The sequence below is a fragment of the Methylophaga sp. F7 genome (assembly GCF_056863975.1).
The window spans coordinates 2,983,317-2,995,835 of the sequence record NZ_CM166511.1; the positions used below are offsets into that span (position 1 = coordinate 2,983,317).

Sequence of the window (12,519 nt, forward strand, 5' to 3'; positions counted from 1 at the left end):
GCATATCACCCATTTTTGTTGGCAATCAGATCGTTATGCTTTTGGTTTTTTAAAACCTAACCATTTATAAGACGTGACCCACATTATGACGATAAGCAAAACGCTCAAACCTCTTAGCATTGCTCTAGCTGTCATTTATGCCAATGGCGTATATGCCGAAACGCCCAATTTGCTGGATGATGCCAGCTTGAGTCTGGGAAGTATGGTTGTGTCTTCAGACAATATCGGCCCGCTGACTTCACGTAACCTCTCTACTTCGGTGGATGTATTAAGCCAGGATCGCATAGAAGATCAAAATGTGAATTACACCTGGCAGTTGTTTGATCAAATGCCCGGCGTGATGCTCACACAATATGGGATGGGGAATGAGTCCGGCAAAATATCCTTTCGCGGTTTTAATGGTGAAGGCGAAATTAATGCCGTTAAATTGCTGATTGATGGCGTTCCGAGTAACCAGAATTCAGGAAACATGCCTTATCTTGAATTACTGACGCCACTTGAGATTGAAAGTATTGAAGTTGTTCGCGGCACCAATGATCCACGATACGGATTACATAATATTGCCGGTAACGCCGACATACTGACCCAACAAGGCGGTAATTATAATAAGGCGCGTGCCAGCTACGGCAGCTTTGATACGCGTCATGTGCAATTTGTAAGTGGCCTCGAAAGCAACGGTTTTTCACAAAACTATGCCGTCAGTTATTTAGATTCAAATCGTTACCGCGATCATAGTGATATCGAAAAAAGCACGTTTTCAGGTAAGTGGTTTTATACACCGGAAAGTGGCCGTGCTCAGATTGGTTTTAGCGCCCGTCATGGTCAGGCCGATGCGGAAGAAGCAGGTTATTTAACCCGTTTTGAAGCCCGCGATGATCCAGAACAATCTCGTCCTCATAATGCGCCTGATGGCGGAGATCGCTCGATGAATCAATTCAGTACACATCTGGATGTTGATCTCAGCGATAACTTATTCTGGAATACCAAAGCCTATTTGAATCAACTTGATGAATATCGCTATGTGACTTTTGCTGCAGGTGGTAATCATAATGAACGCATCACCCAGGAAGATCATAAAGGCGCTTTAAGTACGTTAACCTGGCGACCTGAAGTGAGCTGGGCGCATGAGTTTGCCTTGATGGGTGGATTGAGCGCAGAGTTTCAAGACAATGAAAGCCGCCGTTATATTGTGGATGATTTTCGAAATCGGACCTCACAGACACGTGATCAAAACTTTGACTTTGATATCTACGGCGGCTTTGTTCAGGCCATTTACAAACCGACTGAAAAGTTAAAACTGGTACCAGCTTATCGCGTCGATACGGTTCGCGGCAGCTTGAACGATGCCGGTGTACATCGTGATATCAATGATTATGGCAATATCAGCCAGCCAAAATTCAGTGCGGTGTATTCGCTGACCGACCGTTATGCGGTTTATGGTAATTGGGGTAAAACCTTTCAAGTAGCTTCAGGTGCCGCCAGCTACCAGAAAAATGTTTTCTCCGAAGATTTGGATGCGTCTATTAACGAAGGCTGGGAGATTGGGCTGAAATTTACCCCCACCGATTGGTTAAATGGTCGTGTTGCACTCTGGGAGCAGGTTGCTTCGGGAGAGTTCAAAACAAAGTTAGGTGATGCCAATAATGACAGTGAAAATATTGGTAAAACCGAACGGCGTGGTGTCGATATTCAATTTAATGCACAAGCCACCGAAAAATTAGGGTTATGGTTTGCCGCTGCATTTCAGGATTCGGAAATACTTAAAGCTGGCTCAGATAACCCAACGTCCAAAGGTAACGAAATTGATCACGTGCCCAATTATTTACTTGATGCAGGTATCGATTATCAGGCGAATCCAAAATTGAAACTTTCCAGCTGGGTCAGTGCACAAGATGAGTACTATCTGACCGTGGACAATGACACTCGAAAATTTGGTCAGTATGTGTTGGTCAATGCTTCGGCCAGTTATGCGCTCACCAGCAAAGTAAAACTGGCAATGGAACTCAAAAATGTATTTGATCGCGATTATGAATACGTTTGGTTAAATACCGAAAGCATGCACTCCCCCGGCGATGGTCGTGCGGTGTATGGCTCGGTTCAGGTAGACTTTTAGGGCTTGTTGATCTTTCATCTCCACCACTGCTGGCGACTATTTTTGTGTCCGACAAGGCGGAAATCACGCAGTGTAGTCATCCTACATAAGTGATTGACAACGCAGGCGGCCGCAAAAATAGTCCCAGCCCTTCGGGTTGTGACTGAAAAAGTGCCACTTATGTCCACGGATGGACTGTATGCCGGCGCGCCAGGGAGGCGCGCGCCGGTCTGCGTTACTCGTCACTTATTTAGAATAACTACAAAAACGCCGGGAGCGTTTTTGAGCGTAAGCCCCAATGGGGTGAGATACATGGATGTATCTCACAAAAGGCGCTCCTCGTGCCTTGATTGACACTTTTTCAGTTCACAACAGAGGCGGAGATGAAAGATCAACAAGCCCTAGCCCATAACTTTTTTCGTTGATTCGCTGTCAATATTTGGCAGCAAATCAGCTACGTCATTCGGATAAAAGCCCAACATGAAAAACGCCCGCCGACTCTGGCTGAGCATTCATTTATATCTCGGTTTAAGTATCGGCGCCTTGCTGGTATTGCTTGGGCTGACCGGCAGTATTCTGGTGTTTTATCTGAACATCGATCAAATCCTCAATCCGCAAATGGAACCTACTAGCGTTCCTTACGAAATGCCGGCCCAACAGGAAATTTTGGATGCTCTGCAACAGGCACATCCCACTCGAACCGATCCCTGGCGTATTGAACAGCCAATGCATACAGACTGGCCAATTATGGCGCGTTATTACACACCGGTTGAGTCCATTGGGAAAAACTTTGCGCCGTTAATGCTGACCGTGGATCCCGTCACATTGGAAGTCACCAGCTCCCGTTTGTGGGGGGATTATGCAATGACCTGGATTTACGATTTGCATTACAGTCTGCTGCTGGAAAAACCCGGCAAAATCATTATCGGCATTATCGGGCTGATTTCTTTGATCTCGTTTATTTCGGGGATTTGGCTTTGGTGGCCGGGTTGGGTTGGCTTGAAACACGCATTAAAACCGCAGCTTCGCTCTGGCAAAGCTCGACTCAATTACGATCTGCATGTGTTGTCGGGTAGTTATGGGTTAGTATTTTTGCTGATTTTAAGTCTGACCGGTGCAGCACTCGCCTTACCTGATGAGACGGCCATATTGGTGAAGCCTTTTTCACAGTTAACCAGTGCACCGAAGATTGCCTTAGACCATGGCGAAAGTGCAGATCGAATTACGGCGGATCAGGCTGTTGAGATTGCCAAAAACCGGTTTCCTGACGCGGAATTACGTTGGGTTGAAACACCGGGTTTGAATAACCAAAAAGCCTGGCGCATTGCGTTTTACCAAGAAGGAGAACCCAGTCGACGTTTTCCACGAACTCAGGTCTGGATTGATCCAATTAGTGGAGAGATTTTAGGGCGTCGTGATACTAAAAAAGACACTGGTGGCGATGTATTAATGCACTGGTTACATCCATTGCATAACGGTGAAGTATTTGGCATGACCGGCCGGATTCTGGTGTTTATTGCTGGCCTTTTACCGCTGATATTATTTGTGACCGGTTTGATCCGTTGGTCACAAAAGCGCCGGGCCCGGCGACTGGTGAACAGTCGCCATAAGGCTTAACGATTTAGTTAATCCGCATCAAAGGGTTTTTCTTTAAAGACTTTCTCACCGGTAATCATCGCTGAGGTCAGGCCATTACGTCTGCGTTTTTCTTCCACGATAACCGCGGCGATATGAATCACGATCGACAACATCAATAGATAAAACAGATAGGTATGCAGCGTGCGAAAAGGTTTCCGAAAATCGCGCATTTCCTGATAGGCGATGGGGTCGACACCCTGTTTTTCATAGGGCTGAACAATCGCGATAGCCGCTTCATCCTCCGCGACCCAGGCTTTCATTTGAGAACCAAATGGGGCCATGTATAAGTCAGTACTTGCTAACATCAGGCCGGTGATGCCTTGGCCTATCATCAACAGAAACATCACTAAAATGCTCCAGCGACCTAATGGATTGTGCCCGAGAAAATGCACATTTTGTCCAATTTTACGACCTTGCATATAAGCCTGGAATTGCGCTTTATACACTTTGCCAAACGGTAAAAAGGCTTTCCAACGGGCGAAACGGTTACCCAAAAAAGCCCAGACAAATCGGGCCAGTAAGTTGATCACAAACACATAACCCACCCAGATATGAGTGGCTTTAAGTAGGATTTTGCCATCATCAGTAACGCCCAAATCCTTACTGAACATCAACACTAAACCAATTGCCAGTAATCCCAGAATCGCCAGCACATTTATCCAGTGAAATAAACGAACGCCTCCATCCCATACCGGATAAGCTTTTAAGGTTGATTGTGCCATTATTATGTTCCTTACATTTATCAATTTACCCGTAGCTTAAGCTTGTTTACTTAAATTAATATTAACTACGTTAAAGTGTACTAAATCAGCTTGTACGACAGTAATCACCTTCCCATTTCTGTAAAAATGGCGTGATTTTTTTATGAAGCTTCAGATGGTTCTGCCACCAGTCTTTGAGAAATAGCAGCAATATCTGCGGTTCGTTATCTCTCAAGCCCAGACGGCATTGAATATCAAACTCATCCATTATTTTTGCTTCATCCAGCCGATATTGCTTAAGCAAAGGGCTTTCCAAGGCGTGCAAAATACCTTCTTCAGTTTTGAAATGAAAATTCAGATAGCTTTTCAATACATTGACGGTAGGCATCAGATCTCGCAACCCATAGCCCTGCTGAATAAAATAATGCAGTGAATTGATTATCGCCACCGCTCCACGATGCTGTTCATCAATGATCGGCTCGCCTTGCTGAAACGCATCCTGCCAGACGATATAGAGTGGTTTTGTCAGTTTTTCCATCTCAGACCGCTATGGGCGCTTTAATATGTGGCTGTGCCACATAATCAACTATTTCAAAATCCTCAAAACGGTAATCCAGAATAGAGGCCGGTTTTCGATGAATTTTCAGTTTTGGCAACGGACCTGGAGTACGTTGTAGCTGCGTTTCGACCTGATCGAAGTGATTGCTGTAGATATGTGCATCGCCAATACTCAGCACGATTTCGCCAACATCTAAATCGCATTGCTGAGCCAGCATATGCGTTAGAAAGGCTAATGAAGCCGTGTTATAAGGATTGCCAAGAAACAAATCGTTGGAGCGGATATACAGCGACGCGCTGAGTTTGCCGTTGGCGACATAAAACTGGTAAAGAACATGGCATGGTGGCAACGCCATTCGGCCTGCTGCGGCATTTTCCCAGGGCTTTTGTTTTTCGTCCGGTAACAGGGCGACATTCCAGCCGTTGATAATATGCCGACGGCTATCAGGGTTACTTTTCAGCCCCTCAACTAATGCCAGAATCTGATCATAGGTTTTACCATCAGCACCTTGCCAGTTACGCCATTGTGCGCCATATACCGGCCCAAGTTCACCCTCTGGAGTGGCCCATTCATCCCAAATCGATACGCCGTTCTCTTTGAGATAACGAATATTGGTTTCGCCACTGAGAAACCACAGAAGTTCGTGCAGAATGCTGCGAATATGCAGTTTTTTTGTGGTCAGTAACGGAAAACCTTCCGCCAAATCATAGCGCACCTGCCGACCAAATACTGAGCGGGTACCAGTACCGGTTCGGTCACCTTTGTCAGTTCCGTTTTCCATCACATCGCGAAGTAAATCGAGATATTGTTTCATGCTTGATTACTCGTTTATTGCCGTGCCGCTACTGTAAACCATAAGCGCTTTTTTCGCACTGACTGCGGGTTAGTTTGTCGGATCAAAACCCTTTTTAAAAACATTCAACCTCTAAAGTTTATTTTGCGTCGTCTGAGAGGCCATATTTTTGCATACGATATAGCAAGGTATCGCGTGTAATGCCTAATAGTCTTGCGGCTTTGGAGCGGTTACCAGCGGCCATTTCCAATGCCTGTTCAATCAAATCAAGTTCAATTTGTGCCAAATCAATTCCGGTTGGTGGAATAGAGAACTGCTGAGGCGTGACGGCGGAATTTTGCAGCATTTCAGGGGGCAAATCGGTGAGTTGCAGCATGCTTCCCGGTTGTAACAAACTGAGGCGCTGGCAGAAGTTCGATAATTCACGCACATTACCGGGCCAATTATATCGCTGCAATTGTTGAATCACTTCTTTGGAAAACCGCAACGGTGCATTGTTGCCCGCAAACTGTTTGGCGAAATAAGTTAATAACAATGGAATATCTTCACTGCGATGATTCAACGGTGGTAATTCCAGTGGCACAACCTGCAGACGATAATAGAGATCTGCGCGGAACCGTCCGGCTTTGACTTCGGCAGGTAAATCCACACTGGTAGCGGCCAGAATACGTGCATCAATAAGATGCAGCTTATGACTGCCGGCCAGCTGGCATTCACCGGCTTCGAGAAATCGCAGTACTTTTGCCTGCACCGTTAATGGCAAAGCATCAACTTCATCGAGAAACACTGAACTGCCCTGCGCCGCCAATAAGCGACCCGGTTCTATCACCTCACCATCCGCATTGGCCCGGCCAAATAAATCCACTTCGGCATCATGCACCGGTAATGCGGCACAATTAATAGTAACCATCGGTTTATCAGCACGGCGACTTAACTGGTGCAATCGTTGTGCGACCAGCTCTTTACCGGTTCCGGTCGCACCACATATCAATACGCTGGCATCACTTAATGCAATCATTGGCAATACACGCTGAATATGCGTGATTTGCGGAGAGTGGCCGATCATTTCTGTCGTCATGTGGGCATACTCACCTTAATGCTGATGTACGTCAGACGAATCATCTTTTACTGAATCAGTGACCGGATTCATCTCCATCGTCCCATGATGATGTTCGCCCTGTGGCCAGAGTAAAACCAATAGCGCCATCAGAATAATCGTGGCACCGGCCAGTTTGCGAAACAGTTGATTACGCGCCAATGACGCCAGCATGCCAGCAAACATACCTGCCCCCATCACCGCCGGTAAAGTACCTAATCCAAACGCCAGCATCACTGATGCGGCATACACAACATCACCCGTAGTGGCAGCAACGGCAAGCCCGGCGTAAACCAGACCACACGGCAACCAGCCCCAAACCGCACCTAATAAAAAGGCTTGTTTCAGACTGCGAACTGGTAACAGTTTCTGACCAATGGGTTGCAGCTTGCGCCAGATGGGCGCGCCGATTTTCTCCGCGTGGGCAAATTTGGGAAACCAGCCAGCCAGATACAGGCCCATGCCAATCATCACCAAAACCGACAGATAACGTAAAAAGGGCAAACCATTGATTTGCGCCAGAGGAGAGGCAAGTAGACCGACCAGTCCACCCGCAATGGAATAACTCAGGATACGACCGATATTGTAGTTCAAAACAAATGGCAGCATTTTGCGTGGCTGCTCGCGAATATGGGCGGGCAAGGTCAATGTTAATGCGCCAATCACCGAACCACACATGGCAATGCAATGCGCCGAACTGAACAAGCCCAGCAGAAAAGCAGTAACTAAAGAAGTTGTGAGCGCATCCATTTATATGGCCTGAAAATCATCTTGCGGACAGATTAACATTTTAACCCTGTAATAATTGTGTGATTTGCCATAGTGATTCTGCAAATAACCCATTTCCCATCCATTAGCCTTTTCTAAAATAGTTTTAAACAGCTTGGAGAGGATTATGTTCAAAAAAACAATTTTAGTCTCATCGTTATTGCTGGCGTTAAATCCGCCAGCGATGGCAGAGCATTTCAGCTTACCGGAAATGTCGGTTCAAGGTACTGCCGGAGAAGGCACTCCTTTGGAATTACCTGCTCATGCTGAGGCCAGTAGTGACAGTGCTGAATGGCTGAAGAAACTGCCGGGAGCCAACGTAAATCGCAATGGACCGCTGACCAGTATCGCACAATATCGTGGTTTATTTGGTGACCGGGTAAATACGCTGGTTGATGGTGTACGCATTAGTCAGGCGGGGCCAAACAGTATGGATTCGCCACTCAGCTATATTGCTGCATCACAACTCGACAATCTCACTTTGTACCGTGGGATTGCGCCGGTAAGCTCCGGTATTGAAACCATTGGCAGCACCATTCAGGCCAGTAAAAAACAGATTAGTTTTACCAACAGTGATGAAGTTGAATTTCATGGTCAGGCGACTTCGGGCTATGCGCACAATAATGATAGTTACCAATTAGGTTTTCTGGGTGGATTGGCAAACCAGAATCATCGTCTTCAATTAGGCTTAACCCGCGACAAAGGCGATGATCAACGCTTTGATGGCGGTAAGATTCTACCCAGTCAGCATGAACGTGACAGTTTTGCTCTGGGCTATGGCTATCAAACGGATGAGTTGGAAATGTCATTGGATGCCGAACACCATGATACTGGCAACACCGGGACGCCTGCATTGCCAATGGACATTCTGTTTGCCCGCGGTGAGCGTTATAAAGCCGAAATCAGTCAGCAATTAACCAATGGTGGTCTCGTCTCCGCCCGGTTGAATTATCAGGATGCCGATCATCTGATGAATAACTTCAGTCTGCGACAGGCGCCGGTTAGTCCGATGCAATACAGGCAAACCTATGCCGATGTAATCTCCCACGGCTATCAATTGCATTATCAGCAAGATGACTGGATGTTTGGTTTTGATGCCGATAATGCTACGCATAATGCCACTATCTTTAACCCCAATAACCCGGCTTTTCTGGTCGAGAATTTCAATAATATAGAGCGCGATCGCTATAGCCTTTTTGCCGAGTGGGATGGTCAGTTGAATGATGCCTGGCGTATGCAGGCTGGTGTGCGTTACAGCCTGGTCGATATGGATGCTGATGCTGTGACAGCGAATGGCCCAATGGGCGCCATGCTGGCCTTACAGCAACGCTTTAATGATGCGGATCGTGACCAGACTGAACATCTTGTGGATCTGGCAATTAACCTGACCCGTAAATTATCCAGTGATCTTGATTTACAAATGGGTGTGGCCCGCAAACAGCGTGCGCCTAGTTATCAAGAACGTTATTTGTGGGGACCGTTTCAATCCACATCGGGTCTGGCAGATGGCAACAATTATCTGGGTGATATTAATCTGGATTCAGAAACCGCTTATCAATTTGAACTGGGGCTGGACTGGCATCAGCCCGATTTTGCGTTGTCACCACGAATTTTTTACCACCATATCAATGATTATATTCAAGGTGTCGCTGCCACCGATCCGCTGGCGATTGCCGCCAGCACCATGATGGGTGATAGCACACCATTGCAGTTCAGCAACGTGGATGCTCAGCTTTATGGTGTGGATACCAGTTGGTTTGCCGCCTTGAATGATCACTTGCAGCTGGATGGAACAATAAGCTATGTTCGTGGTGAACGCCGTGATACCAGCGATAACCTCTATCGTATTGCACCATTAACGGCCCGCACACAGCTCAGCTACGTTGAACTTGATTGGCAGCTTGGGGTGGAACTGGTCAATGTCGCCGCCCAATCAAAAGTGTCAGCAGAAAATGAGGAAGCTAAAACCAGTGGTTACAGTTTAATTAATCTCACCGGCGAATACCGGTTTACCCAGCAACTTACTGTTTATGCTGGGGTGAATAATGTTTTTGATCGTCGATATGACGATCATTTGGGGGGCTATAACCGGGTAGTCAATCCGGATATTGCCATTGGTGATCGCATACCGGGAGTAGGCCGAAATGCTTACGTCACACTGTCGATGTCCTGGTAATCGGTTGTTTCTAAGGAGAATCACGATGCAAAACGTTAAAAAACACAGCTTTTTTATTCTGATGGCAGGTGTGTTAGCTTTCAGCTCGCTTAGCTTTGCCGAAGATAAACCGTATACCGTCACGGATGGACAGTTCTTGGATAGTGAAACCTATAATGGTTATAAGCTCTACCGCAACTGGTGCGCCCGCTGTCACGGCACAGTTGGACAAGGAATGGTAGGGCCAAATCTGGCGGATAGTTTAAACGTCATCACCAAGGAGGAATTCATTGCTACGGTAACCCATGGCAAGATGGGACAGATCGGCATGATGCCAGCTTGGGAAAGTAACCCAAAAGTGATGGAAGGCATGGATCAAATTTATGCCTACCTTAAAGCCCGTGCTGATGGTGCCATCGGCGAAGTCAAGCCCAAAAAAGCCAAATAGGCTCACTCCATTGGCTCTGGGGCTAAGGCTAGGGTCTGTTGAACTTTCAGACCCTAGACCTAGAACCAGTCAAAAGGATTAGTGCAGTTGGAAAGTAGCCTGGCGACGCTGGCCATCATCGGTAACAAACCGGAATTTCAGTGTCGCTGCAGAGCGCAATTGCTGAGCATTAAGCGCGACATCGCTTAACAGAAAATCAACGGTTTCAGCCCGGCGGTCTGCCATGATTGAAGTAAACACATCACGTTGTCTGACCTGTTGAAAACCCTTCGGCAAAGGCTGGGGATCAACCTTTGTCAGTAAATCACTGGCGGATTCTGAAAAATCATAGAACACAGTTTGCTCTGCTTTAGCTGGTGAGCCACAGCTGAGGTTTCCATGTTCAAGTGAGATGGGCGTTTGATCATCAATTTGCAGCAGAATCAGTTCATTATGGGAAAAACTGGCGGTGTGTCTGTCGCTGATGATTAACGTGCCCCAGTGCTTGCCATCCGGAGTTTGACTGATGGTAAAGCGATCACCTGTCTCGCTCTGATAACGCATTTCTTCAGCATAAAGCGGTGACGCCAACATCACCACTGACACCATTATCGATAGAGATTGCCACATAACTCTGCCCTCACTTGTAAATAATTGACTGTTGCTGTGAGGCGAAATTCCATTTTAATCCCGAATTTTCAGGCGGATATCAATTTCCTTGAGCTCCTGTCTTTCCTGCAATAGATCGGCTTCAGTCAATGGATGTTCTTCCAGCCAGCCAGAAGGCAAGGTCAATATTAATGTATTACGATGCAGACTAAGGCCAACATGGGTATCGGTTTTTTCACTACGACCACGATTAAATACCAGTGATAAACGTAGCAGAATCGTTAATCGCAACGTAGCCTGTTGCATATCATCCGATAACTGCTTGATATGTTTACGTGGAAAACTCCGTCGCTGGCCTCGTACCATCGCTGCGAGTGCCTGCTGTTCTTCTCTGGAAAAACCCGGTAAATCTGAGTGTGCTACTAAATAAGATGAATGCTTATGATATTGGTAATGCGAAATTTCCAGTCCAACTTCATGGAGTTTGGCCGCCCATTGCAAACGGTGTAACTGTTCTTCGGTATTAATTTGCCACTCAGCAGCCACTTGCTCATATAATTCGGTGGCCATTTTACTGACGCGCTCGGCATGGGCTTCATCTACATGGTAACGTCGTGCCAGGGAGTTTACGGTGCGATCACGTTCATCGTCATGTTGAATACGACCTTGCAGATCGTAAAGCAAACCTTCACGTAATGCCCCATCCGAAACGATCATGCGATCAATTTTTAACCGATCAAATGAGGCTTTCAAAACCGCGACACCACCGGCCAGCACATTGGCCCTTTCAGGACTCAAACCTTCCAGTTGAAACTTATCCTGATGACCTGCTTCCACCATGTGAGCAATGATTTTATCCAGCGCTTCATTCGTGATAACACCGTTCTCACTCCAATTCTGTGCCGTGACAATACTGGCCACAGTGCGAATGGTTCCAGAAGCACCTACCGCCTCAACCCAGCCAAGGTTTTGATAAGGCCGTTGAATAGAACGTAATTTGATTGCTGCGGTGAGTAACGCCGCCTGCATACGTAATTGACTGACGTTGCCATCATTGAAAAACCGTTGACTGAAACTGACACAGCCCATTTCCAGACTTTCGCGACGTAGCCCTTCCAGGCCCTCGCCAATGATAAATTCGGTACTGCCCCCACCAATATCCATGACCAGGCGACGGGTGTTATCAAATGCCAGTGAGCGGGAAACGCCCATGTAAATCAGTCGGGCTTCTTCTTCACCAGTGACGATCTCAATAGGATGTCCCAAGGCCTGACGGGCTTTGCGGAGAAATTCACGACTGTTTTCAGCGATGCGTAAAGTATTGGTGCCAACGACCCTCACCTTGCCTGCCGGTAAATGGCGAATACGCTCACCAAATCGCTCCAAACAGGCAATGGCACGTGTCTGGGCCTCATCAGAGAGGACATTCTGCTTATTTAACCCGGCACGCAACTGCACCATTTCACGCAGTCGATCCATGATCTGGAAATGTCCATCCCTCAGGCGGGCAATAATCATATGAAAGCTGTTAGAACCAAGATCTACAGCGGCAAGTACATCATAATCTTCGGGTGTTTCCATAAACTCAGCTTGCTTATACGAAGGTGATGGCATTTTGCCTGACTAAGGCCATCGATGCTATGAACTTTGCGTTTTATACTCAAAAAAAGCCCGCTTCCAT

11 protein-coding genes are annotated in these 12,519 nt (G+C 46.8%); 4 read left to right on the forward strand and 7 right to left on the reverse strand.

The window, feature by feature from the left end:
- Positions 1-85: 85 nt before the first annotated feature.
- Both AC08OG_RS14985 and AC08OG_RS14990 read left to right on the forward strand, forming a co-directional pair.
- Entirely contained in the window at positions 86-2,113 is a 2,028-nt protein-coding gene (locus AC08OG_RS14985; RefSeq protein WP_482929839.1) for a TonB-dependent receptor, read from the forward strand.
- Between the two features lie 459 nt (positions 2,114-2,572).
- On the forward strand, positions 2,573-3,709 hold the full coding sequence (locus AC08OG_RS14990; protein WP_482929840.1) for a PepSY-associated TM helix domain-containing protein: 1,137 nt from the start codon (positions 2,573-2,575) through the stop codon (positions 3,707-3,709).
- 8 nt (positions 3,710-3,717) lie between these two features.
- On the opposite strand, the gene AC08OG_RS14995 is transcribed toward AC08OG_RS14990, so the two are convergent.
- The 5 genes from AC08OG_RS14995 to AC08OG_RS15015 form a co-directional block, all read right to left on the reverse strand.
- On the reverse strand, positions 3,718-4,452 hold the full coding sequence (locus AC08OG_RS14995; protein ID WP_292358322.1) for a cytochrome b/b6 domain-containing protein: 735 nt from the start codon (positions 4,450-4,452) through the stop codon (positions 3,718-3,720).
- Positions 4,453-4,537: 85 nt separating this feature from the next.
- Positions 4,538-4,969: a bacteriohemerythrin gene (locus tag AC08OG_RS15000; RefSeq protein ID WP_292358323.1), complete on the reverse strand. Its 432-nt coding sequence runs from the start codon at positions 4,967-4,969 to the stop codon at positions 4,538-4,540.
- Position 4,970: 1 nt separating this feature from the next.
- Entirely contained in the window at positions 4,971-5,804 is an 834-nt protein-coding gene (locus tag AC08OG_RS15005) for a thymidylate synthase (protein ID WP_292358325.1), read from the reverse strand.
- A gap of 118 nt (positions 5,805-5,922) precedes the next feature.
- Complete coding sequence (locus AC08OG_RS15010) at positions 5,923-6,861, reverse strand: sigma 54-interacting transcriptional regulator (protein ID WP_292358327.1); 939 nt, start codon at positions 6,859-6,861, stop codon at positions 5,923-5,925.
- A 15-nt stretch (positions 6,862-6,876) separates the two neighbouring features.
- Complete coding sequence (locus AC08OG_RS15015; RefSeq protein WP_482929841.1) at positions 6,877-7,629, reverse strand: sulfite exporter TauE/SafE family protein; 753 nt, start codon at positions 7,627-7,629, stop codon at positions 6,877-6,879.
- A 145-nt stretch (positions 7,630-7,774) separates the two neighbouring features.
- On the opposite strand from AC08OG_RS15015, the gene AC08OG_RS15020 reads away from it, so the two are divergent.
- Complete coding sequence (locus AC08OG_RS15020) at positions 7,775-9,823, forward strand: TonB-dependent receptor (RefSeq protein ID WP_482929842.1); 2,049 nt, start codon at positions 7,775-7,777, stop codon at positions 9,821-9,823.
- Between the two features lie 25 nt (positions 9,824-9,848).
- A complete protein-coding gene (locus AC08OG_RS15025; RefSeq protein ID WP_292402799.1) occupies positions 9,849-10,250 on the forward strand; it encodes a c-type cytochrome in 402 nt (133 codons plus the stop codon).
- A gap of 78 nt (positions 10,251-10,328) precedes the next feature.
- Here the strand turns inward: AC08OG_RS15025 and AC08OG_RS15030 are convergent, their stop codons facing one another.
- Both AC08OG_RS15030 and ppx read right to left on the reverse strand, forming a co-directional pair.
- Entirely contained in the window at positions 10,329-10,859 is a 531-nt protein-coding gene (locus AC08OG_RS15030; RefSeq protein ID WP_318989630.1) for a hypothetical protein, read from the reverse strand.
- 54 nt (positions 10,860-10,913) lie between these two features.
- Positions 10,914-12,419, reverse strand: coding sequence for an exopolyphosphatase (gene ppx / locus AC08OG_RS15035; protein WP_318989631.1), 1,506 nt, complete (start codon positions 12,417-12,419; stop codon positions 10,914-10,916).
- Positions 12,420-12,519: the final 100 nt, after the last annotated feature.